Origin of the sequence: Salinibaculum salinum (assembly GCF_037645885.1) — an archaeon.
Taxonomy (GTDB): Archaea; Halobacteriota; Halobacteria; order Halobacteriales; family Haloarculaceae; genus Salinibaculum; species Salinibaculum salinum.
On the sequence record NZ_JBBENW010000015.1, the window covers coordinates 82,900 to 103,585 of the forward strand.

Genomic DNA, 20,686 nt, shown 5'->3' on the forward strand with positions numbered 1-20,686 from the left:
GAGGGCTTTCGCGTGGACTCCCGTTCTACGCCTCAGATGAAGCGGGAAGGTCGTACTCTCCACTCACGTTCAGCGTCCCGCGATTCAAGCGCACGTCTACGGGTGCGCCTCCGTCGTCTGCGTTTTGCCGACGCCGGAGATACTGAAGGCCGATGTTTTTGGAAGCGTTGTAGTCCGCGTGGTTCTGGTAGCCGCAATCCAGACACTCAAAGTCCTCGTCGTGGCGGTTGTCGTCGTGGGTAAACCCACAGGTCGAACACCGCTTCGATGTGTTCCGTGGGTCCACTTGGACGGCTTCGATGCCCTGCTCTTTGGCCTTGTATGCGACGTACTCGGAGAGGCGACGGAACGCCCACAGATGGTGCCACGACGCCTGTGGGACGTTCTCACGAATGTCGGTCAGGTCCTCGAACACGATATGCGAACAGTCGTGTTCGGCGGCTTCGGCTACGAGTTCGTTGGCGACACGATGCAGGAATATCTCGAAGCGTCCGTCCTCTTTGCGCTCGACACCTTCTATCGCGTCGTGTGCCGCCCGTGTCCCGCACTGTTGGAGGTCGCCACGCCGCTTCTCGTACTCTCGCTTCCAGTGGGTAAACTCGTCTGCCGACCAGAACCGTCCTGTCGAAGCGACCGCGAGTTGATTCACACCGAGGTCCACACCGAGGACTGTTCTGTGCCCGGTCGTGGAGTCGGTGTCGTCGTCCTCTTTGAGCATTGACGCATGGAGATACCAGTCGCCGTCGCGGCGATGGAGTGTCGCCCGCCGAAACTCGTAGTCCTCGTTGGCAACGTACTTCGTCGGCGGTGTGTCGGCGTCGTCGGGAAGAATATAGTCGCACTCGATACGCCCGTCCGGTGTCGATAGCGAAACGTGGTCACGGTGGAACGTGGCGCTTCGCCTATCGTAGACGGCGGTATCCGCCGTGAACGTTGGACGTGACGTGTCTTGGTCGTTCTTGATTCGTTCGATACCGCTCTTGATGGATTCGACGGCCTGATGAATCCCTTTCTGGACGAGATTCGCGGTCAACTCCGTATCCTCGCGTAGCTGGTCGTACAGCGCATCTTCGGCCTTCGCCTTGGATGTGACGTGGTAGCCGTCGTCGCCGTGCCAACACCACTTGCTCGCGGTGTTGGAACAGTATTTGAATTGCTCGATAGTCTCCCGCAGGTGTGTATCCGCTCCTTCAGGTGTGTCGAGCTTGATAACGGCGGTTCGACGGTACTCCACGATATTTTCATATATCTGCTTGTAGTTACTTATACTGTCTGACGTAAGCCTTTCAAGAATTTCGCCACTCCGGGGTGGCGAATATCTTTACGAAGTTACGTCCAACAGTATTAATTATTGGGAGTTAGCAGGCAACAGTCTGGTGTCTGGTTGATACCGGGGTCGGCTTCTGCTCACGGGCCGCAGGCCCGTTCGCATGGTCCGTGAGACTTCGTCTCACGCTATCCTCCCCACCCTACTCGCTTGTGCTTCCGCCGGGGCCGGAAGCCCGGCGCTCCTTGAGGGTGGGGCCTCCGCCTCGAATTGGGAGACGGAGCGGACACGCCGCGACGGGTCAGCAAACTGCAGACGAATCGTCTGCACGCCAGCCCTCTGAAAACAAAATGTTTTCATTACACAGGATGAACGGGCCGACATGGCGGAGTTCGATATCGTCCCGTCGGAGGACATCGCGGCGGGACGAGCGACGGACGCGTACTTCGATCGGACGATGGAGGCCCTGCAACACGCGGGCAAGAATCCGACGGTCGTCACTGAGGTGACCTTAGACCAGTTCCCGACCGGGGAGTGGAACGTCTTTGCGGGCGTGGAAGACGCTGCCCAGTTGTTGGCCGGGTACGACGTCGACGCGGACGCGCTCAGAGAGGGGCAACTGTTCGACGGCGGCCCCGTGATGCGCATCGAGGGTCGGTATCAGGAGTTCTGTCGGCTAGAGACGGCACTGCTTGGCTTTCTCTCCCATCCGACTGGCGTGGCGACGCGCGCGCTGGAGACCCGGCGGGCAGCCCCCGACTCGCTCGTGTTGAGTTTCGGGACTCGACACGTTCACCCCTCGATTGGGGCGATGATAGAGCGGTCGGCGCTCGTTGGCGGCCTCGACGGCATCTCGAACGTCGCCGCGGGCGAGGTCATCGGCCGCGAAGCCGGCGGGACGATGCCCCACGCGCTAGTCATCTGTTTCGGCCGCGGAAATCAGGAGCAAGCCTGGCGGGCCTTCGACGAGGCCGTCGGCGAGGACGTGCCACGCGTTGCACTCTGTGACACTTACGACGACGAAGTCGAGGAGACGCTCCGTGCGGTCGAAGCCGTCGAGGACCTCGACAGCGTCCGCATCGATACGACCAGTTCCCGCCGGGGCGATTTCCGACACATTCTCAGAGAGATTCGCTGGAAACTCGACGCGCGCGGGCACGAGGATATCGGTATCTTCGCGAGCGGCGGTATCGGACCGGAGAGCATCCGCGAACTGCGGGACGTGGCCGCTGGCTTCGGCATCGGCAGCTACGTCTCCAACGCCGACCCCGAGGACTTCGCACTCGACATCGTCGAGGTGGAAGGGGAACTGGCAGCAAAACGCGGCAAACTCGACGGCAAAAAGGAGGTCTACCGGACGCCCGACGGCGCACACCACGTCGGGCTGGCCGACCGTGACGGTCCCAAAGACGGCGATCCGCTGCTCGAACCGCTCATTCGAGACGGCGAGATAGTTCGGGAGTTCGACATCGACGCTGCAGCCGAGCGCGCGGCCGAAGACGCCGAAACGGTCGGATTCGGTCGGTAAGGAGTCTCGGAAATTCTCGACGGAAAATAGCTTAGACAGTCATCGACACCGCGTCCATCGACAGGAACGCCGTCTCGTAGCCCTCGTGTCGAGCAATCTGTGGTGGTGCAGCGACGGCGATATCGATGGTGTCACCGGCCTGAACGCCGTCGACGACTGTGCCGTAGTGGTAGCCGATGTCGGGGTGAATCGTATCGGTCAGGTCGCCCTCGAAGACCGCCTCGCCGTCGCGGGAGAGCGTCGCCGACAGCGACATGAACGGAAGCGGGTAGCGGTTGTACGGCGTCCGCGCGGAGACTGCGAGATACGTTCCGTCGCCGTCGACACCCGCCGGGACGGAGTCGAGCGCAGTCGCGACGATTTCGGCGTCGCCGCTCGTTCCATCGTCAAGTAGCTGTCCCGGCAGCGCGGACGGCTCGGGAACCCGGCCGGACGGCCGCATGCCCATCTCCATCGGGTCGACGGCGTCGCGTTCGCCCTTCCGGTCGTCGAGGAGGTCGTAGGACACCTCCTCGAGCGTCGCCTGGTCGAACGACAGCTCGATAGAAAACGACTGCCGATCGGTCGTGAGGTCGGCGAGCCCCCCGGACAGACGGGTCCCGACGGGTCCGAAGTCGACGGACACGTCGTAGGTCCCGTCGCCGTCCAGTTCGACGTTGTCACCGAAGTGAACACCCATGTTCTGGGAGAGCATCGACCAGAGTTGCTTTTCGGAGAGCACCGACGACCCGTCTTTCGCGGCCGAGACCACCGCCGACGACGTGGGGATGACCGTCTCCGTCTCGCCGTCCCAGGCGGTCAGCATCAGGTGGACGGTGTCGCTGTCGGCGATGTCGACTTTCGACGTTCGGTCGCTCGTCGTCCGCCAGAACCGGTGGGGGAAACTGTAGGACAGCGAGAACCGGTAGCGGCCGCTCTCGGTCATGCCGACCATCTCCATGCCCTCGACGTGACTGGGGACGTAGACAGCATCGGGCCGGTTCTCGACCAGCGGCGGGGTGCGCCCCGTCGACTGTGTCGTCGTCTCCAGAATGCCCGAACAACCGGCCGTCGCCAGCGCGGTCGTCGCGCCGGCGGCTGCGAGAAATCGGCGTCGTCTCATTGGGCCCGCCTAGTGGCGCGACGGCTAAGCACATTCTGGTACGGGTCTCGAAACGGTCGACTCGAACCCCGGGATATCGAACTCACGCCGGCCGGGGCGTGGGAAGCGCACGATGCTCGCGCGGCGGGACGAGGTAGTTCCCACGGCGTTCGACGGTCATGTACTGCAGGATGCCGTTGTTCGAACGCTGTCGGACGGCTCCCTCGTCGGCGAGATCGGTGCCGTTCATCATCGACCGGGTCGCGACGAAATCGGAGAGGCGCTCCTGCAGCGAGATGAAATGCACCGTCGCCCGGTCGTCGTCCGTCGAGTCGAAGTCCCGCCGGAGAATGATAGGACCGTCACCGTCGCGAGCGCGAGCGGCCTTCTGCGTGTGCCCGACGACGCCCGCCTCCGCGTCCTCGCTGGCGTGGGCTGGACAGCCGTGTTCCTCTATCTGATTGCTGTTTCCGAGATTCGCGCCAGTGCCCTCGATGAGTTCCTCCTCGGCGTGGAACGGACAGAACATCTCGGCCTCACGGGCGTACTGGTCGTTTTGCTCGTACCACTGGGTCAGGTCCAGCCGAATCACCGACGCCTGCTGGGTCGTTCCACCCGAAAACGGGCCGTCATCGATAGTAACGCGGTCCTCGCTGGCCTGGCTCTTCTCGAAGCCCGATTCGAAGCCCATGTACATCGGCGCGTCCTCCGAGATCGGTTCGGAGTCGGGAATTCCGTCGACGTCCTGGTGGTCGGCGGGCAACCCGTCGCCGATGAATCCCGTCCGGCGTTCGACCCGCGAGACGGTCTCGGGCAACCCGGTGACTGAAACGCCGTTGAGTTCGTCGGTTTCCCCGCGCAACGCCTCCTCGGCCCCGAGGACGACCGAGCCGTAGTTGCTGGCGAGGTGGATCGCCATCTCGGCAGTGTCGGCGTCGGGGTCCTCGAAGGGTGCGAGCGCCTGCGGTTCGGGCAGGTCGACGCTGTCGGGGAGCGACTCCTCGAACTGGTCGAAGTAGTCTGGCGAGTAGCCGACGGTAAAGAGCAATCCCTCCGGTTGCCAGGCGTAGGCCCGTTCCAGTGCAGTCAGCGCCTCGGCGACGTGCTCGCGGTCGGTCTCGGGGTCGCCGTCGTAGTCGAACAGCGCGAAGACGTGATGGCGCGGGGGGACGTGGTTGCCGTGGTCGTCGGTCGACAGCGCGTCGTTCCAGGCGTGCTGGCGGGCGGGTACCCCGTCGGGGCCGCCGGTCGGGAGGTCGAGGTTCTCCCCGTCGCTCTCGCGCTGGAGACACGCAGAGAGCGCCGCAGTGCCACCGATAGCGACGGCGGCTTTGACAAACGCCCGACGGGAGACGCCGCTGTCCGGGCTCGGTTTCATCGGCATCTTCTAGGAGTTTCTCGTGTTAGGGTGTTGTGGTGTGGCCGTCGAACGTCGAGCGATCGATCGCTCGGCCGAAAGGTAACGATTATAGGTCGCGCCCCAGGAGTTCCAATTATGCAACGTCGAGCCGCAGCGGTCTATTTAGTCATCTTCGTCGCGCTGGCTGGCGGCGCGTACGCCTTCATCGAAGTCGGCGCAAGCGAGCCAGAAGTCAGCCTCGACGGACCGACCCACTCCGAAGACGATACGTTGTCGGTCGGCGACCGAACGTACACAGTCACCGGGATATCGGCTGAGTCTGGTGAGGACGGTATCACTCGCTCCGGAGAGCTGACCTGGTTCAACGAATCGGCGATAGCGACCGAAGAGTTAGAGAACGACTCGACCGTCGCCTTCAACGACGGCGAGTACACCGTCGCCATCGCAAACGAGAGCAACATCACCTCGTTCGATCTCGTCGAGTCGCGCAACGTCTCGGCGATTCTCGCCGACGATCCAGACGTCGAGGGAACGGTGACCGGTGACGACGATCAGGAGTACGTCCGCTTTACCAATGGGTCTACGCAACTTCTCTCGGAGTATCTCGACCCGGCCGACACCGTGACCGTCTCGACCGGCGATACGTTCCCCTACCAGCAAGAGAACGAGACCATCGACACGACCGTTGCAGCAGTCAGTTCCTCGGCGGTGACCCTGCAATGGGACAACCCGCAGAACGAGACCATCGACCTCGAAGAGGGCGGGAACATCACGCTCAACGGTGAGCAACATTTCGCTCACTTCCCGGACAACAGTTCCGTGAAGGTGCTCGCCAGCGGACAGTACTACAGCTCCTATCAGAGTGAACTCGCCGACGTCGACGCGTTCGGCGACCGCATCGTCGGCCTCTGGGGCATCGTCATCCTCTCGCTCCTATCGAGTATCATCCTCATCGCCGCAGCGTACCTCCCCAACAAGGGCTAATCGCGGTTCGCGTTTTTCGACACGTTACGTCCGCCAGCAGCGCGGCTACGCGTTCGAGCGGTGGCCGACAAAATCTCGCAGAAAATTGGGTTCGGCAGAACGTTACTCGTAGCTCAGCCAGACGAGTCCGGCACCGAGCGCGACGGTTACCACGACACCGACGAGTTGCAACACGACCGCAATCGTGCTGTCGGCCGTCGCCCAGGGCTGGCCAACCAGCGTCCCGAGGCCGATAAGGACCAGCAGAACGCCGGTCAGCATCCCGAGTGACTCCAGTGGATCCTCGAACTGAATCGTTTCCATATCCCCACTGTCGGACGCTACCGGTTGTAAATGACGTGGTTTCGGCAGCAGACGATCGTCTGTGAACGACGGGAAACGCGCGCGTCTCCCGGGAGTTGAACCACGCCGTCGGCTCGCTATCGCTCGCCGCCGTCTGATTCAACTCTTTCCTGCCGGTTCACTCACCGCCTCGTTGCTTGCGGCTTCGCCGCTCGCCACCGTGGTGGTCACTTCGTTTCCGCCACGCACCACTCGGCGGTTCGTTGCACGGGCCGGGAGGGAGTTGAACCCCCGACCATCTGGTCTCTTCCGCACCATCACGTCGATGACTGCGTTAAAAGCCAGACGCTCTGCCTAACTGAGCTACCGGCCCTCGTATGAGGGAGGGGATTGCGGCGGCTAAGTAGTTACGATTCGTCGAACCACGCCGACAGCGCGTCGGCGATGAGGTCACCTGGCGGTGAGTCATCCAGCGACGCCCGACGACGGAGTTCACAGTACACGTCAGTCGGGAGTTGGACGACGATTTCGCCGAGTGTGATACCTTGCTGGGCGAGCGCGCGTTCGATGTCCGCGCCGTCGTTGACAGCGCTGGCGACCGACCGGACCTGCCGGACCGTCAGGTCGTGGTCGAGGACCGCCCACGCGAGGTGGAGCCGGGCCTCACCGGAGACGCGCGCGATGTGTTTGGCCGCGGTCGGAGCGATGTCGCCGCGCGCGACGTGACGACGAATCGACTGCGGGAGGTCGTGTACCCGTGACCACTTCCGAATGAACGAGACAGTCACGTCGGTACCGGCCCGCTCGGCAGCAGCCTTGTAGGAGCCTTCGCCACGAACCAGTGCAGCACACGCCGCCGCGCCGCGCAACATCATGACGTTGTCGTCGGCGCCAGCGGTGTTCTGTGCGAACGCGGCCACCGTCTCGGCAGCGAGTGCGAGGCTCTCGGCGTCCTCGGGGTCGAAGGCCACGGCCTGTTCTGCATGCTCGCCAGTGAGCGTCGGGTCGCCACGGATAACGGGTGCGCCGACCGGTGACTCACGGTCTGTGGGCGGAGACTGGTCCTGCCCGTCGTCACTCATCGGTCTGGAGTATGGGCGGAACGGACAAAAACCCTAATCGTCGGCCTCTCGCTGCTCGGAGAGGTGCTCCCAGACCTCTGCGCAGCCACACCCGTCTTCAACGTCGTCGAGATGGTCTGTCGTCGCCTCTTCGTCCTGCGTCGGGTCTGGTGTCGTCGTCATATGTTGTTCTCCTCGATGGTGCCACGCCAGTCGCCGCCGACCGGCGCGGACCTGTCTGCCATCGCTCCTCCGTATTACCCCCATTTACTTAACTACGATTTCACCTGTAAACACTACCCTGACTCCCGTCTACCGGCAACTGGTTCTTCTATCTCTGACGCTGTTCGAGCGAGAGTTGACCCTTTGATCCAGGTCGTGCGGGCGCTCGCGTGCGACTCGACAATGTAGAGTACACCTCAAACCGCAGGACACAACAGTATCATCAGACGAGTTCGCCGAGCGTTCACACACATCAGTCCACCGCACGGAGCAGTCATCTCACGGCGTCAACAAACAGTCACAACGACTCAGACCCGCCCAGAAGCGGCCGACACAGGAGGGAAGTTGTGATTCCAGGCAGTGTGATAGGGAGCATAGATGCGGCAATATATTCTTGTTTTCGGGGTGGCAATCCGACAGGACATCTGGGTGGAAGCGGACCGATCAGTTGTGAGGGGATGTCACTGGCGGGAATACTGTAAAATATCGAAAATCGCCGCGATCTCCGGGCGACCAATCGCCGAGATGGTCGGATTGCCCTGTTGCTTATTTCATCTCGTCGAGCTGGTCCAGGAGTTCATCCTGGGACGCGTCAGACTCGAAGGAGATGTCGCCGTCGTGGGTGTTCTCGTGGACGGAGACGCCGTCGTTGTCGTCCACGTCGCCTGCGTCCTGGTCCTTCTGTTCGGATTCATCGTAGCTCCCAAATCCCATATGTGATGATGGGCCCCCCACCCTTGAAAACGGCATGGTTTGCTGGCACCGTGCGACTCGGTTTCAGGCAGCGAGTGAAACGTCGAGATAGAGCATGACCACGATGCCGGCCATCAGCCCCAGCGTCGCGACGCGCTCGTATCCGTGCGTGTGCGTCTCTGGGATGATTTCGTCGCCGATGACGAAAAGCATCGCGCCCGCCGCAAACCCCATCGCGTACGGTAGAATCCCGGCAGCGAGCGTGACAGCGACGGCTCCGAAGACGGCGAGTGGAATCTCGACGACGCCCGCACGGATGCCGGCGAAGGCGGCGTAGGCCCGGCGGTCCAGCCCGGCGTTGACGGCCGCGACGGAGACTGCCAGTCCCTCGGGGATGTTCTGAATTCCGATAGCGAGCATCAGTGCGATGGCGTTTGGTACGTCCCCGGATCCGAAGCCGACACCGACAGAGAGTCCCTCCGGCATGTTGTGCAGCGTAATCGCGAGAACGAACAGGACGAGCGACGCGAGCCGTTCCTCCGAGATAGGCAGGGTATCCGGCGGGTCGGCAGCGTCGGAGCGACGTTTGCCGGTCAGCAGGTAGTGGGCATGCGGGACGAGCAGGTCCGCGCGGTCGAGAAACGCCGCCCCGACGAGCACGCCAGCGAGGACGGGAATCGGACTGCCCCCCGGCGTCGCCTCGATACCGGGAAGGATGAGACTCGTGAAACTGGCCGCAAGCATCACGCCGGCCGCAAACCCGAGCGCGGCGTCGAGCGAGCGCTCGCTGGGATTCCGCCAGACCAGGACCAGCGACGCCCCGAAGAGATTCAGTACGGCGATGAAGATACCTCCGACCAGACCCTGAACCAGCGGGTCCGTCCCGACAATGGCGACGAAGGTATCGGCAACCATACTGCACCTGTCGGCTGGCGGTGGTTTGAATCTATGGCCGGGTACAGCCAGCGCGGCCGGTTACGCTTCCGGCAGAATATCACCGAGTGACGCCCCGACGGCCATCACGACGGCTGTGACGAGCGTTTGGCTCGCCGCCACGCGCGGTGTCGTCCAGTCGACTCGACCCCAGATGGTCATCAGTATCAGCGCGGCCCCGCCGGAGATTGCGAGAATCCCGATCAAGCGGATCGAAATTACGCCAAAGAGCAGGTCCTCTTCGACCTTCTCGAACTCGACAGAGCGGAGAATCCCGAGGACAAGCGCCAGTCCGAACAGCAACGTCACCCCGACGAACAGCGGTCGCGTGGCGAGATAGACGCCAATCTCCAGCGTGCCTCCTTCGACTATCATCGGAATTCCGAAAATGAAGCTGCCGACGAGTGCCTCGCCGGCGTCTCTGCTGTCGAACCCGTCGCGTAGCCGGCCGAACATGCGAGGCCGTGCCCGTTCGAGCGTGCGCATCGCTTCTCTGACCTGCTCGCGTTCCTCGGCGCTGTCGACGAACTCCTCGAGTTCTTCGAGTTCCTCGATGGCGTCTCGGAAGTCGGGGTCACTGTCGCGTTCGCTCACAGCCATCCCCTCCGGCGGAAGTGCGCCAGGATGACCGCGACCATCAGCGCCATCCCGAGCATGACCGCGAGATAGCCGAACGTCCAGCCCAGTTCCGGCATGTTGTACGGCGAGTCGGCGAAGTTCATGCCGTAGACGCCGACGACGAACGTGAGCGGGATGAAGATAGTCGCGACGACGGTCAGGGTCTTCATGACTTCGTTGGTCGACTGAGAGACGGAGTTGAGGTAGATATCTCGCGCCCCGTTCGTCAGGTCACGGTACGTCTCGGTGAGGTCGACCACCTGGACCAGGTGGGTGTACACGTCCCGGTAGTACTTCTCGGTCTCCTCGGCGACGAACGCCGAGTCTCCGCGAGCGAGGGCGTTGACTGCCTCTCGTGCCGGCCACACGATCTTCCGGAAGGCGAGCAAGTCCCGGCGAACGGCGTTGATGTGTTCCAGCGTCTCGATGTCGGTCGAGGTGACGACGTCCTCCTCGATGCGTTCGATTTGCGTCTCGAGGTCGTCGAGGATATCGAGATACTCGTCGACGAGCGCGTCGACGACACGATAGGCGATGAAGTCGGGGCCACGCTGGAGGAATCGTGGGTCTTCGGCGAGAACGCGGTTCCAGACAGTGTCGACCGCCGGGACGGTCGCTGTCGAGAGCGTCACCAGCCAGTCCGGTCCGATGTAGATACCGACCGCCTCCGCGTCGACTTCCTCGTCGAAGGACTGCTCGCCGCGGCGCAGCTCGGCGTCTTTCAACAGCGTAAACGAGTAGTCTGGAAACTCCTCGGTCTTTGCCCGAACGTCGGCATCGACGTTCTCGACGGCCAGTGAGTGGATGTCGAACGCCTCGGCGACGTGGTCCAGTTCTTCGGGCGTCGCCTCGGTCGCCCGAACCCACGTCGTCGCCGTTGCGTCGCGGGCGGCCGAGATATCGTCGTGGCGCTCGACCACGTCGGCGTCGAAGACCAGCGCGTCGATCATTCCGTCCCCCCGACCGCGACCAGCGTCACGCCGACCATCAACAGTGCAATCGTAAACGCCCGGCCCGGATATGCGACGACGATACCGAGTGCGTACCCTGCGAGCGCGAGAAGGGATGCCCCTCCACCGAGAACTCGCAGCCTGTTCATACCCCGTCTGTGACGGGCGGCCGTAAAAACGCTACCGGGGCCTGTGACTACTCGATCAGCCCGGGACTAGTCTGCCCTACCAGGCCGCTTCCAGCACGCCCTCGATGTCCGCCACGGTAGCGTCCAGCCCGGCGGGCGCGTTCGACATGAAACTATCCGCGAGGACGTGTTTGGCGACCGACGGGAACTCCTCGGGACCGGGACCGTCCACGTCGCGGAGACGCGTCGGGAGACCGAGTGCGTCCCGCACGTCTGCGACGGCGTCAACGATTGCCGCAGCCGTGTCGTCGGCGTCGGCAACGTCGAACGCTTCGGCCAGTAAGTCTCGGCGGCCGTCGACGCGGTCGAAGAGAAAGGCGAGCGCGTGCGGGGCGACGACCCCGTGAGCTGCACCCTGCTGGACGGGGTAGGTCCGGGTCAGCCCGTGACCGAAGGCGTGGATCAGCGAGAGCGTGCCCACGCCGGGCCGGGAGATGCCGTACTGGACGAGCAGACAGCCGCGGACGAGCGCGTCGTACACCCACTCCGCTCGTGAGCCGTCTCCGAACGCGAGCAGGCCGTCCTGGAACAGCGAGAGACCACGAACCGCGGTAGCGTCGGTCACTGGCGTCGCAGTGCTGGCGTAGAGCGTCTCGATGCCCTTGTCGAAGCCGTTCATCGCCGAGGCCGCGAGGATGTCGTCGGGCGTCGTCGCGACGAGCGCGGGGTCGGCGACGACGGCTGCCGGCATCAGTCCGGGGTCGGAGATGCCACCGCTCGCTGGCTCCGGGACGAGACCGTTCTCGGGCGTGGCGGTCATCCCCGCGACCTGGGAAACGTCCGCGCCAGCCAGCGTCGTCGGGACGGCGACGATTGGGACCAGTTCCTCGTCGGGAACCGAGAGGGTGCCAGTCTCGGCGAACTCGCTCCCCGCGGCGGCGTAGGCGTCGGCCGGCGAATTGTTGGCGTCGGCTGCCGCCACGCGAGCGGCGAGAACGCTGACCTGTTTGGCCACGTCCAGACTGCTCCCGCCGCCGAGTGCGACGATGCAGTCGGCGTCCAGTTCGCGGAGTCGGTCCGCGGCGCCGGCAGCAGTCGCCAGCCGCTTTTCGGGCGTCGTCTCGGCGAAGACGCCGGCGAGTCGGTCACCCAACCCCTCGCGAACGGGGTCGATAACCGCGGACGTGGTACCGACAGTCTGCCCACAGACGACGAGCGCGCGCTCGAACCCGTTCGCAGCGAGTTCGTCGTCGAGTTCGCGGGCGCTGTCGCGGCCACACCGGAGCGTGGGCGCGTCGTACTCGAACCGGAACGGGTCGGTCACGCGGGACGGCGCAGTGATATCGGTGTCGTCTCCGGTCATCGCTCAGTCACCGCCGACCGGCGAACCGTCGAACTCGGGGAGTTGCGCCTCGATTTGCTCGCGCTGTGGTTCGAGGCGCTCGGGGAGCACCAGGCTCGACCCGAGTTCGTCGAGGTCCTCGTCGACGGTGAATCCGGGTTCGAGCGTCGCCATCTCGAAGAGGACGCCGCCTGGTTCGCGGGTGTAAATCGACCGGAAGTATTTCCGGTCGACGACGTCGGTCGGTTCGAGCGCGGCCGCGGCGTACGCTTCACGCCACTCCTCCAGTTCGTCGACGTCAGCGACCTCGAAAGCGACGTGGTGGACCGTCCCCACGCCCATCCGCCCGCGCCCGCGGTCGGTTTCGACGAGGTCGACGACCGAACCGGGACCGCCCGGACCGCTCCGATAGCGTCGGCGACCATCGCCCTCGGCGGCAAACTCGAAGCCGAGCACGTCCGTCAGCACGTCTTCGGTCGGTCCGTAGTCGGCGACAGCTAGCGTGACACCGGAGAATCCTCGTAGCTGGTGCTGTTCGGGCACCGGACTGTCAGGCCACGGGACGGCGTCGCTCGCTGCGTCGGCCGCAACCAATTCGAGTTCGATACCGTGAGGGTCCGCAAAGCGGAGGACCGTCTCGTCGAATCGCTCGGTGCGCTCGTAGTCGACGCCTTCCGAGTCGAGACGATCTGCCCAGTACGTGACGGATTCTTCCGGAATCAGATAGGCGGTCGTTTCGGTCTGTCCCGCGCCGAACTCGCCGGGGCGGCCGCTGTCGGTCCACGGGAAGAAGGTGATGTTCGTCCCCGGTGTACCCTCGCCGTCGCCGAAGTAGAAGTGGTAGGTCCCGGAATCGTCGTGGTTGACGGTGCGTTTGACCATCCGGAGGCCGAGCGTGCCGACGTAGAACGCGGCGTTCTCGTCCGGGTCGCCGACGATTGCGGTCACGTGGTGGATACCTGCTGTTTCCGGTGACATACTGCGGTATAGGACACGCCGACAGGTGACTGTTTGCCAACACCCCCGCCACCGGGTGACGCCGGTGTCACTCCACCGAATGGTTAACTCGGGACACGCCCAATCGGGGATATGACCTGCCCGCACCTGACGTATCGCACGGAGAACGACGACCACACCTTCGACACCGAGCGGGCGTTCTGTACCGTTGTCGAGGAGTTCGTCCAGCCGATGCGCGCGGACATCTGCAACGACCGGTACGACCTCGACCACAGGACGGACTGTGAGATCTACCGCGAGCACGCGAGCGACAGCGGTGAGAACGGCAACACAGGGGGAGACGCGTGAGCTACGACCAGTATCTCGCCGAGCAGCCGGTCGTCGTCACGGCTGCGGTGACCGGCGGCATCCAGGGGAAAGAGGCAAACCCGGCGATTCCCGAAACGCCCGACGAAATCGGGCAGGCGGCGGCCGAGGTCGAGAAAGCAGGTGCGGCCGTCGTCCACCTCCACGCGCGCCGCCCCAACGGCGAGCGGGCGTTCTCGACGGAGCGCTTTCAACAAATCGACGACGCCGTCCGCCGGTATACCGACGATATCATCATCCAGCACTCGACGGGCGGGACCGGCGCACCCGACGAGTTGCGCCACGCACCGCTGCGGACCGACCCGCCGCCGGAGATGGCGTCGCTCGACATGGGACCACTGAACCGCTACGATCACCTCACCAGCGAGAACACGCGCGGCCTCGTCGACTCGCTCCACGCCGAGATGGTCGACCGGGGTATCAAACCCGAACTGGAGGTGTTCAACGACGGCCACATCAACGAAGTACACGGCCTGCTTGACCGCCGGGAGCTGGCCGAGCCCGTCTACGCGACGCTCATCTTCGGCCCGGGTGGGCTGACGCGACCTCGACCACAGAACTTCCTGAACGCTATCGACAATCTACCCGACGGAGCGCAGTTCAACACGCTGGGCTTCGGTCGCCACCAGTTGCCCTTCGCTGCGATGGGACTGCTCTTCGGCGGGAACGTCCGCGTCGGGTTAGAGGATAATATCTATTTCCGGCGCGGGCAACTCGCCGAGAGCAGCGCACAACTGGTCGAGCGAGTCGTCGACCTCGCCGACGTGCTTGGACGGCCGGTCGCGACGCCTGAACAGGCCCGAAAACAACTCTCGCTGTGATTACTCGTCTCTGGACCCGACATCGACCCACTCGTCGGCCCACGATTCGATAGCGTCGAAGACCGGACAGAGCGACCGTCCCTTCGGCGTCAGCGAGTAGTAGGTGGCGACGGGGGCGTCGGCCTCCATGCGGCGGTCGACGAAGTCCAGTTCCTGCAGGTCGTCGAGTACGCGCGAGAGCGTTCGCGAACTCGCGTCCGTCGACTCCTTGAGCTCGTTGAACCGCTGTTCGCCCGACTGCAGTTCGTGGAGGACGATGAGCCGCCACTGCGAACCGATCTGCTCCATCGAGTCGACGACGGCACACGGCCCGTCGTCCTCGAACACGTCGCGTTCTTCCTGCGTACTTTCTGCTGCCATTGTACGCTAGTCACCGTCGGCACTGATTAAGATTCGTATTCGAACCAGGTAACATGCTGTAACCAGATGTCGGAATGCCACGGTGACACCGGTGTTACCCGCGGACACAACGGCCACCCGGTTACATTGGTGTCAGATTAAGTATATGTATGGCGGGCACAGATAGAGAACTGTAATGATCCACATCGTGACGCAACCGCAGACGGTATCGATAGCCAACAGTTCGACGGTCACGGAGGTACGGAACTGATGGCACTCGACGCGGGACTGGCTGGCATCGTGCTGCTGGTCGGACGTATCCTCTTTGGCGGCATCCTGGCGTTTCAGGGGCTGAATCACTTCCAGAACGTCGGTGCGATGACCGGCTACGCGGCGGCCAAGGGGTTGCCGGCCCCGAAGTTCGGCGTCGTCGCATCGGGCGTGTTGCTCGTCGCTGGCGGGCTGGCTATCGTGCTGGGCGTGTTCCCCACGCTCGCGGCAGGTACAGTCGCCGTCTTCCTGCTTGCCTCGGCCGTAATTTTCCACGACTTCTGGGCTGTTCCCGAAGAACAGGCCCAGGACGAGATGATTCACTTCCTGAAGAACGTCGAGCTGGCGGGTGGAGCACTGTTCGTCCTCGCAATCAGCGGGGAAGCCTGGGCCTACACCGTCGCCGTCGGACTGTGACTCCCCACACACTCATTGGAATGGCCCCCCTCGAACACACTACACCAGCATGACCGGACCCCATCAGGACCAACCGCTCGTGACCGGCGGCACAGACCTCGACGACGCCGATGCCGTACTCGTCGCCGTCCACGGCCGTGGCGCGACGGCACAGAGCATCGTCAACACGGTTGGTCGGCTCCACGAGCCCGGCCTCGCCATACTGGCTCCGCAGGCCGCCAACAACACCTGGTACCCCCACTCGTTTCTCGAACCCGTCGAGAAGAACGAACCGGGTCGCTCCTCGGGGCTGCAAGCTGTCGACGACGCAGTGACGACGGCCACGGACGCCGATATTCCCACGGAAAACGTGCTTGTCCTCGGCTTCTCACAGGGGGCCTGTCTCGCCAGCGAGTACGTCGCGCGCAATCCCCGGCGCTACGGCGGTGCCGTCGCCTTCTCCGGCGGCCTCATCGGCCAGACTGTCGACCCCGACGACTACGAGGGCGACCTGAAAGAGACCCCGTACTTCGTCGGGTGTAGCGACGTTGACCCCCACATTCCCGTCGAGCGCGTCCGCGTCACCGCCGAGACGTTCGAACAGTTGAACGCCGACGTGGAAGAGCGTATCTACGAAGGGATGGGCCACGGCATCAACGAAGACGAGATACGGTACGTCGACGGCATGGTCGACGCGCTTTTCTAGCGGTTCTCCGCCTCTTGCTGGGCGAAGCCAATTGCTGTCATCAGCGACAGGAAGAGCAACATCGGGACGTGCGCGAGAAAGACCAGAAAGTACAGCACGTTCAGGTCGATGCGGCCGAACCACTCCAGAATTATCTCCGGGACGGCCCACCAGGACGCCCCCGCGAGAATAAACGCCAGCCCGATGAGTATTGAGAGCCAGTCGGTCGGAGCAAGGAGAAACTGCGCGTAGCGGTCGACCCCTTCAGAGGCACGGACGAGCGCTGCGAGGATGACGGCTGCTGCCACCGCGACGACACCCGTCGCGAGCGGACTCGGCGGGAACGACCGACGGAGCACGTCGACGACCACGGCCCAGTTGAGCGCCAGGTACGGCGGGACTGAAAGGAAGAGGTAGCCACTGACGAACACCACGATGCGCGTGCCCCGCCCCTTCGGAAACATGCTCGAGCCCTACCTGACACTGCAACGAGAAGAGTAATATACTCTGTGCAAGGCCGTCCCGACGCCGCGAGCGGCCGGACCGCGCTCACGCCCACGAGATGCGAACCCCGATACCGTCACTGTCACTGACTGCGATACCGTCGTCGGTCTCGGAGATATCGACACCGCCCTCGCGAAGGCGGTCGCGGACGCCGGTGAGTGCTTCCCGGCCGGGCACACGCAGTTCGAACCACGCGAGGCCCCGTCCGGACGCGGGTGCCGACCGCTCCTTCCAGCGATTCAACCCGACATGATGGTGGTAGGTGCCGGCCGCGACGAACAGCGCGCCGCGGAACTCCTGGCGGACGCCGAGCCCCAGCGTCTCGACGTAGAATTCGCGGGCGGCGGACAGCGACGAAACCTCCAGGTGGACGTGTCCGACATCGGTCGCTGCCGGAACGCCGTCGTCCCCAGACGCCTCTGTGCGGAGTGATTCCGTATCGAGCGGGAGCGTATCCATCTGGACGCGGCCGTCAGTGGTGGGCCACTCCGACTCGGGGCGGTCACAGTAGATTTCGACGCCGTTGCCCTCGGGGTCGTCGAGATACAGCGCCTCGCTGACGCGGTGGTCCGACGCGCCGGTCAGTTGCCAGTCGGCCTCGATTCGATCGAGCGCGTCGGCCAGCGCCGCCCGGTCGGGGACGCGAAAGGCCGTGTGAAACAGGCCCGCCTCGTCGCGGGTTCGCGCTGGCATCTCGGGCGTCCGTTCGAGGACGAGCAGTGAGCGCTCGCCGGCACCGAGCACGACGCTATCCCCGGCATCGCGGATCGTATCGAGACCGACAACTGAGCGATAGAACGCTGCGACGCGATCGAGGTCGGCAACGCGGAGGGCGACGCGACCGACGGTCGTCTCAAGGGGGAGCGAAGTGACAGGCATGTCAGTGATTGGTCGCAGAGTGATTTAGTCTTGAATGTCGGGTTCCGACATCGTCGGGCGACACCAATCGTATTTTGCCACTCCAGTGTGATAGTTCAGGAGACTGTATGGGAGAGCAGACAGACGAACCACTACCGACGGCACTCGTCGTCGACGACGAGAAAGAGGTCGCCGACGCGTACGCCCTCCGACTCCGCGGCCGCTGTACCGTCGAGACGGTGTACGACGGAAACGCCGCACTGTCGGCCGTTGCCGAGCGGGACATCGACGTGGTCCTCCTCGACAGACACATGCCCGGGCTGTCCGGCGACGAGGTTCTGGCCGAACTCGACGAACGCGAGTTCGACGGGCGAGTCATCATGGTGACTGCCATCGACCCCGGCTTCGACGTGTTAGACATGCCGTTCGATGACTACCTCTGCAAACCCGTCGAGCGCGAGGACGTTCGAACGGCGGTCGACCAGCAGTGTACGACGCTGGGGTACGAGACGCTCGGGGAGTACTTCAGCCTCGAAGCGACGTGTCGCGTCATCGAGGCCGAACTGCCGGTCGACGAGCGCGAACAACACGATGAGTATCAGGCGGCAAAGGCGCGTGCGCGACGCCTGGAACAACGCGCGCGACGGTTGCTCGACGACGCGGCGGACCTGTTCGAGACGTTCGAGACGGTCAGCCGCGAAGGTCGATAGACCACGTGGCCCAGCGACGAGACGCTCAATCGTTCGCGACGAACCCTCTGGCTCTGTGGCTCTCAGATTGCGCGTCGGTCTGGACGGAGACGCAGACGCCATCCCGTCCAAATTCGACGTCGAGGCCGTCGATGACGGCGCGGAACTGTTTACAGTGGTGGCCGTCCGGGTCGAGCCGTTGCGTCGTCTCGACGAGACCCGCGTCTTCGAGTCGGTCGAGTCGTCTGTAGACAGTTGGCTTGGACACGTCGGTCGCATCGATGATTTCCCGCCCAGTTTGCGGCTGGTCTGTGATTGCCTCAAGTACACTCCGCGTGTACTCGTCGCCGAGGAGTTCGAGTAGCTCCTCGGCTGGCACGGTGGGCACAGCGCCTGTGGGAGAGCGACTCCGAGTGTACGGTTCGGCGGGCGAGTCGGGTGGACCAGTCGTGGAGGGCTGGTGCGTTGCCATACGCTGTCGAATGATCCACTCCCTACTGGGTCCCGGTGCTAGCTATGCTGACCCGGAACTCAGTAGTATCTAGTAATAAAGACAGAGTGGATAGCCGGGGAGCGCGTCCGGCAACTGATCGGACCACAAGGGGAGACGGAAGTGGGGAGCGTTTATTCGGGAGTGGTCAGGATATAGACGTATGGCGGTCACTCTCGGGGACGGGTTGGTCGGCGTGACGCTGCTGGCCGGGGTCGCGCTCTGTTCGCTCGGTGTCTACTGTTATCGCCGGTGGAACGAACCCGGGACGGGTCCGTTCGCAGCAGTTGCCGTGCTGTTCGGTGTTGGGGGAGTTGCCGGTGGAGCAGTCATCATCAGACAGGGGACAGAGGTACCCGATAGTGTCGCCCCGCTGTGGGCAGATATCGGACTGCTCGCGTGGGCGATCGCGATGGTCCCGTGGCTCGTCTTCGCGCTCCAGTACACCGGCCGGTACACCGAGTTTCGCTGGCGGACAGTCGCAGCTCTCTCGGTACCGGTCCTCGGCATCTATCTGCTGCTCGGATTCCAGTCGATAGGTGTCATCGAGGGGAACGTCGTAACCCAGATTTTCGGGACGCTCGCGCTCCTCTATACGTTCGCACTCGTCACTGTCGGGAGCTACCTGCTCTTGCGAACGACCTACAAGTACGGACACCTCTCGCTCGTGCAAGGCGTGAGCCTGACGCTCGCGGGGATCGGGCCACTCATTATGATGAACTCCATCAGTACACTGGCTGGCCAGGCGGGAGAGCCGGTCGTCTTTGGGATGTACGCACTTTCCTTCGTCGTCCCGACAGTCGCGCTTACGTTGGCAGTGTTCAGATACGAGATGTTCGAATCGACACCCGCCGCCGGTGCGCTCGGGGAACGAGCCATTCCGCGCGAGACTGACGACCTCGTCTTCGTCGTCGACCAGGACGACAGGGTCATCAAGATAAACGAGACGGCGACCGAGACACTCGACGTGTCGCCGGCTGACCCGCTCGGTAATTCGTTCTCGTCGTTGGTCGGACGGAGCGTCGCGGAGTTACAGGCAACGGAGACAGTCGAACTGGAGACCACCGTCGGGACCCGGAAGTTCGACCCGCAGGTGTCGGCGTTTACCGACCAGCACGACCGTCGGCTGGGCTCGCTCGTCAGTCTCCGCGACGTGACCGAGCGGGAGTTGCGCAAACAGCGCCTGGAGGTGCTCAATCGCGTACTCAGACACAACCTCCGGAACAGGGTCGACGTCATCAAGAGCAACGCCGAGGCCGTTGCGACGGAGACAGACAGCGAGTACGCCGACGCGATACACAGCTCCGCCGACGGGCTGGCGACGCTCAGTTCGAAGGCCCGGTCGATAGACCAGCTCGTTTCGCGACCCGGACGAACGAGCGAAGCGGACCTCGCCAGCGTCGCCCGGGAACTGGCTGAAACCAGCGGCGACGTCACCGTCGACGGCCCTGACAGCGCGTCGCTGGTCACCGACTGGGAAGCTCTGCGCTCGGCACTCGAGAGTGCAATCGAGAACGCGGTCGAACACGCCGACACGTCCGTGACAGTAACGATCAAAGCAGTCGACGACGGCTACGAAATCGCCGTCGCGGACGACGGCCCCGGAATCCCCGACTCGGAGCTCGCCTCACTCGACGCCGAGACCGAGACGCCGCTCCAGCACGGCACCGGTCTCGGGCTGTGGCAGCTCAAGTGGAGCGTCACCAAACTCAACGGCGAACTCGCCTTCGATACCACCGACGGGACGACCGTTCGGATAACCGTCCCGGACAGGGCAGCGTGACGCGTCTGTATAGCTAGAGTCGACCACTAAGACGGTTCGTGCCGATACGTGAGATATGGCGCGTTCACAGGGCAGCTGG

The 20,686-nt window shown here is 63.7% G+C and carries 25 protein-coding genes and 1 tRNA gene; 8 read left to right on the forward strand and 18 right to left on the reverse strand.

Features of this window, described 5'->3' with window-relative positions; genetic code table 11:
* Positions 1-25: 25 nt before the first annotated feature.
* A complete protein-coding gene (locus WDJ60_RS13355; protein ID WP_340101044.1) occupies positions 26-1,234 on the reverse strand; it encodes an RNA-guided endonuclease InsQ/TnpB family protein in 1,209 nt (402 codons plus the stop codon).
* A 415-nt stretch (positions 1,235-1,649) separates the two neighbouring features.
* On the opposite strand from WDJ60_RS13355, the gene WDJ60_RS13360 reads away from it, so the two are divergent.
* Positions 1,650-2,795, forward strand: a complete 1,146-nt coding sequence (locus tag WDJ60_RS13360; protein ID WP_340101045.1) for a nicotinate phosphoribosyltransferase — start codon at positions 1,650-1,652, stop codon at positions 2,793-2,795.
* A 31-nt stretch (positions 2,796-2,826) separates the two neighbouring features.
* Here WDJ60_RS13360 and WDJ60_RS13365 read toward each other — a convergent pair whose 3' ends face one another.
* Together WDJ60_RS13365 and WDJ60_RS13370 are read right to left on the reverse strand one after the other, a co-directional pair.
* Positions 2,827-3,897: a DUF7350 domain-containing protein gene (locus WDJ60_RS13365; RefSeq protein ID WP_340101046.1), complete on the reverse strand. Its 1,071-nt coding sequence runs from the start codon at positions 3,895-3,897 to the stop codon at positions 2,827-2,829.
* 82 nt (positions 3,898-3,979) lie between these two features.
* Complete coding sequence (locus tag WDJ60_RS13370) at positions 3,980-5,254, reverse strand: DUF7405 family protein (protein WP_340101047.1); 1,275 nt, start codon at positions 5,252-5,254, stop codon at positions 3,980-3,982.
* A gap of 117 nt (positions 5,255-5,371) precedes the next feature.
* Here WDJ60_RS13370 and WDJ60_RS13375 point away from each other — a divergent pair, with 117 nt between their 5' ends.
* Positions 5,372-6,220, forward strand: a complete 849-nt coding sequence (locus WDJ60_RS13375) for a hypothetical protein (RefSeq protein WP_340101048.1) — start codon at positions 5,372-5,374, stop codon at positions 6,218-6,220.
* Between the two features lie 102 nt (positions 6,221-6,322).
* On the opposite strand, the gene WDJ60_RS13380 is transcribed toward WDJ60_RS13375, so the two are convergent.
* The 11 genes from WDJ60_RS13380 to WDJ60_RS13430 form a co-directional block, all read right to left on the reverse strand.
* Complete coding sequence (locus WDJ60_RS13380; protein ID WP_340101050.1) at positions 6,323-6,523, reverse strand: DUF8123 family protein; 201 nt, start codon at positions 6,521-6,523, stop codon at positions 6,323-6,325.
* Positions 6,524-6,770: 247 nt separating this feature from the next.
* Positions 6,771-6,875: transfer RNA gene (locus WDJ60_RS13385), tRNA-Lys, on the reverse strand.
* A 34-nt stretch (positions 6,876-6,909) separates the two neighbouring features.
* Complete coding sequence (locus tag WDJ60_RS13390) at positions 6,910-7,584, reverse strand: DUF7119 family protein (protein ID WP_340101051.1); 675 nt, start codon at positions 7,582-7,584, stop codon at positions 6,910-6,912.
* Positions 7,585-7,617: 33 nt separating this feature from the next.
* Positions 7,618-7,746 (reverse strand): hypothetical protein, encoded by a 129-nt coding sequence (locus WDJ60_RS13395; protein ID WP_340101052.1) that lies wholly within the window; start codon positions 7,744-7,746, stop codon positions 7,618-7,620.
* A 585-nt stretch (positions 7,747-8,331) separates the two neighbouring features.
* Positions 8,332-8,499, reverse strand: a complete 168-nt coding sequence (locus WDJ60_RS13400) for a DUF5786 family protein (RefSeq protein ID WP_340101054.1) — start codon at positions 8,497-8,499, stop codon at positions 8,332-8,334.
* A gap of 63 nt (positions 8,500-8,562) precedes the next feature.
* The gene (locus WDJ60_RS13405; RefSeq protein ID WP_340101055.1) at positions 8,563-9,393 is read right to left on the reverse strand and encodes a ZIP family metal transporter; all 831 of its coding nucleotides are present in this window, start codon (positions 9,391-9,393) and stop codon (positions 8,563-8,565) included.
* Positions 9,394-9,453: 60 nt separating this feature from the next.
* A complete protein-coding gene (locus WDJ60_RS13410) occupies positions 9,454-10,011 on the reverse strand; it encodes a hypothetical protein (protein ID WP_417750459.1) in 558 nt (185 codons plus the stop codon).
* On the reverse strand, positions 10,002-10,979 hold the full coding sequence (gene corA / locus WDJ60_RS13415) for a magnesium/cobalt transporter CorA (RefSeq protein ID WP_340101057.1): 978 nt from the start codon (positions 10,977-10,979) through the stop codon (positions 10,002-10,004). Before corA ends, WDJ60_RS13410 begins: the two co-directional genes overlap by 10 nt.
* The gene (locus WDJ60_RS13420; RefSeq protein ID WP_340101058.1) at positions 10,976-11,128 is read right to left on the reverse strand and encodes a hypothetical protein; all 153 of its coding nucleotides are present in this window, start codon (positions 11,126-11,128) and stop codon (positions 10,976-10,978) included. The genes corA and WDJ60_RS13420 overlap by 4 nt, the downstream gene beginning before the upstream one ends.
* Before the next feature lie 76 nt (positions 11,129-11,204).
* Positions 11,205-12,470, reverse strand: a complete 1,266-nt coding sequence (locus WDJ60_RS13425) for an iron-containing alcohol dehydrogenase family protein (RefSeq protein ID WP_340101059.1) — start codon at positions 12,468-12,470, stop codon at positions 11,205-11,207.
* A 3-nt stretch (positions 12,471-12,473) separates the two neighbouring features.
* Positions 12,474-13,427 carry a ring-cleaving dioxygenase gene (locus WDJ60_RS13430; RefSeq protein WP_340101060.1) on the reverse strand — a complete coding sequence of 318 codons (954 nt, stop codon included), beginning with the start codon at positions 13,425-13,427 and terminating at the stop codon, positions 12,474-12,476.
* A 111-nt stretch (positions 13,428-13,538) separates the two neighbouring features.
* Between WDJ60_RS13430 and WDJ60_RS13435 the strand changes: the two genes are divergently transcribed.
* Both WDJ60_RS13435 and WDJ60_RS13440 read left to right on the forward strand, forming a co-directional pair.
* Positions 13,539-13,754 (forward strand): hypothetical protein, encoded by a 216-nt coding sequence (locus tag WDJ60_RS13435; protein ID WP_340101062.1) that lies wholly within the window; start codon positions 13,539-13,541, stop codon positions 13,752-13,754.
* The gene (locus WDJ60_RS13440; RefSeq protein WP_340101064.1) at positions 13,751-14,593 is read left to right on the forward strand and encodes a beta-keto acid cleavage family enzyme; all 843 of its coding nucleotides are present in this window, start codon (positions 13,751-13,753) and stop codon (positions 14,591-14,593) included. Before WDJ60_RS13435 ends, WDJ60_RS13440 begins: the two co-directional genes overlap by 4 nt.
* Here the strand turns inward: WDJ60_RS13440 and WDJ60_RS13445 are convergent, their stop codons facing one another.
* Entirely contained in the window at positions 14,594-14,953 is a 360-nt protein-coding gene (locus WDJ60_RS13445) for a winged helix-turn-helix transcriptional regulator (RefSeq protein WP_340101066.1), read from the reverse strand.
* A gap of 249 nt (positions 14,954-15,202) precedes the next feature.
* Between WDJ60_RS13445 and WDJ60_RS13450 the strand changes: the two genes are divergently transcribed.
* Together WDJ60_RS13450 and WDJ60_RS13455 are read left to right on the forward strand one after the other, a co-directional pair.
* A complete protein-coding gene (locus tag WDJ60_RS13450) occupies positions 15,203-15,619 on the forward strand; it encodes a DoxX family protein (protein ID WP_340101068.1) in 417 nt (138 codons plus the stop codon).
* 49 nt (positions 15,620-15,668) lie between these two features.
* The gene (locus tag WDJ60_RS13455) at positions 15,669-16,304 is read left to right on the forward strand and encodes an alpha/beta hydrolase (protein WP_340101070.1); all 636 of its coding nucleotides are present in this window, start codon (positions 15,669-15,671) and stop codon (positions 16,302-16,304) included.
* Here the strand turns inward: WDJ60_RS13455 and WDJ60_RS13460 are convergent.
* Positions 16,301-16,747, reverse strand: a complete 447-nt coding sequence (locus WDJ60_RS13460) for a hypothetical protein (protein WP_340101072.1) — start codon at positions 16,745-16,747, stop codon at positions 16,301-16,303. The genes WDJ60_RS13455 and WDJ60_RS13460 overlap by 4 nt on opposite strands.
* Positions 16,748-16,832: 85 nt before the next feature.
* On the reverse strand, positions 16,833-17,666 hold the full coding sequence (locus WDJ60_RS13465; RefSeq protein ID WP_340101074.1) for a VOC family protein: 834 nt from the start codon (positions 17,664-17,666) through the stop codon (positions 16,833-16,835).
* A 107-nt stretch (positions 17,667-17,773) separates the two neighbouring features.
* Between WDJ60_RS13465 and WDJ60_RS13470 the strand changes: the two genes are divergently transcribed.
* Positions 17,774-18,355, forward strand: a complete 582-nt coding sequence (locus WDJ60_RS13470) for a response regulator (protein ID WP_340101076.1) — start codon at positions 17,774-17,776, stop codon at positions 18,353-18,355.
* A 25-nt stretch (positions 18,356-18,380) separates the two neighbouring features.
* Here the strand turns inward: WDJ60_RS13470 and WDJ60_RS13475 are convergent, their stop codons facing one another.
* Positions 18,381-18,806: an ArsR/SmtB family transcription factor gene (locus WDJ60_RS13475; protein ID WP_340101078.1), complete on the reverse strand. Its 426-nt coding sequence runs from the start codon at positions 18,804-18,806 to the stop codon at positions 18,381-18,383.
* 181 nt (positions 18,807-18,987) lie between these two features.
* On the opposite strand from WDJ60_RS13475, the gene WDJ60_RS13480 reads away from it, so the two are divergent.
* Positions 18,988-20,607 (forward strand): ATP-binding protein, encoded by a 1,620-nt coding sequence (locus WDJ60_RS13480; RefSeq protein WP_340101079.1) that lies wholly within the window; start codon positions 18,988-18,990, stop codon positions 20,605-20,607.
* Positions 20,608-20,686: the final 79 nt, after the last annotated feature.

Excerpts from the sequence above, each read along its gene's own strand:
- WDJ60_RS13360 (WP_340101045.1), top strand. The coding sequence starts at position 1,650 with ATGGCGGAGTTCGATATCGTCCCGTCGGAGGACATCGCGGCGGGACGA.
- WDJ60_RS13365 (WP_340101046.1), bottom strand. The coding sequence starts at position 3,897 with ATGAGACGACGCCGATTTCTCGCAGCCGCCGGCGCGACGACCGCGCTG.
- WDJ60_RS13370 (WP_340101047.1), bottom strand. The coding sequence starts at position 5,254 with ATGAAACCGAGCCCGGACAGCGGCGTCTCCCGTCGGGCGTTTGTCAAA.
- WDJ60_RS13375 (WP_340101048.1), top strand. The coding sequence starts at position 5,372 with ATGCAACGTCGAGCCGCAGCGGTCTATTTAGTCATCTTCGTCGCGCTG.
- WDJ60_RS13380 (WP_340101050.1), bottom strand. The coding sequence starts at position 6,523 with ATGGAAACGATTCAGTTCGAGGATCCACTGGAGTCACTCGGGATGCTG.
- WDJ60_RS13390 (WP_340101051.1), bottom strand. The coding sequence starts at position 7,584 with ATGAGTGACGACGGGCAGGACCAGTCTCCGCCCACAGACCGTGAGTCA.
- WDJ60_RS13395 (WP_340101052.1), bottom strand. The coding sequence starts at position 7,746 with ATGACGACGACACCAGACCCGACGCAGGACGAAGAGGCGACGACAGAC.
- WDJ60_RS13400 (WP_340101054.1), bottom strand. The coding sequence starts at position 8,499 with ATGGGATTTGGGAGCTACGATGAATCCGAACAGAAGGACCAGGACGCA.
- WDJ60_RS13405 (WP_340101055.1), bottom strand. The coding sequence starts at position 9,393 with ATGGTTGCCGATACCTTCGTCGCCATTGTCGGGACGGACCCGCTGGTT.
- WDJ60_RS13410 (WP_417750459.1), bottom strand. The coding sequence starts at position 10,011 with ATGGCTGTGAGCGAACGCGACAGTGACCCCGACTTCCGAGACGCCATC.
- corA (WP_340101057.1), bottom strand. The coding sequence starts at position 10,979 with ATGATCGACGCGCTGGTCTTCGACGCCGACGTGGTCGAGCGCCACGAC.
- WDJ60_RS13420 (WP_340101058.1), bottom strand. The coding sequence starts at position 11,128 with ATGAACAGGCTGCGAGTTCTCGGTGGAGGGGCATCCCTTCTCGCGCTC.
- WDJ60_RS13425 (WP_340101059.1), bottom strand. The coding sequence starts at position 12,470 with ATGACCGGAGACGACACCGATATCACTGCGCCGTCCCGCGTGACCGAC.
- WDJ60_RS13430 (WP_340101060.1), bottom strand. The coding sequence starts at position 13,427 with ATGTCACCGGAAACAGCAGGTATCCACCACGTGACCGCAATCGTCGGC.
- WDJ60_RS13435 (WP_340101062.1), top strand. The coding sequence starts at position 13,539 with ATGACCTGCCCGCACCTGACGTATCGCACGGAGAACGACGACCACACC.
- WDJ60_RS13445 (WP_340101066.1), bottom strand. The coding sequence starts at position 14,953 with ATGGCAGCAGAAAGTACGCAGGAAGAACGCGACGTGTTCGAGGACGAC.
- WDJ60_RS13450 (WP_340101068.1), top strand. The coding sequence starts at position 15,203 with ATGGCACTCGACGCGGGACTGGCTGGCATCGTGCTGCTGGTCGGACGT.
- WDJ60_RS13455 (WP_340101070.1), top strand. The coding sequence starts at position 15,669 with ATGACCGGACCCCATCAGGACCAACCGCTCGTGACCGGCGGCACAGAC.
- WDJ60_RS13460 (WP_340101072.1), bottom strand. The coding sequence starts at position 16,747 with ATGTTTCCGAAGGGGCGGGGCACGCGCATCGTGGTGTTCGTCAGTGGC.
- WDJ60_RS13465 (WP_340101074.1), bottom strand. The coding sequence starts at position 17,666 with ATGCCTGTCACTTCGCTCCCCCTTGAGACGACCGTCGGTCGCGTCGCC.
- WDJ60_RS13470 (WP_340101076.1), top strand. The coding sequence starts at position 17,774 with ATGGGAGAGCAGACAGACGAACCACTACCGACGGCACTCGTCGTCGAC.
- WDJ60_RS13475 (WP_340101078.1), bottom strand. The coding sequence starts at position 18,806 with ATGGCAACGCACCAGCCCTCCACGACTGGTCCACCCGACTCGCCCGCC.
- WDJ60_RS13480 (WP_340101079.1), top strand. The coding sequence starts at position 18,988 with ATGGCGGTCACTCTCGGGGACGGGTTGGTCGGCGTGACGCTGCTGGCC.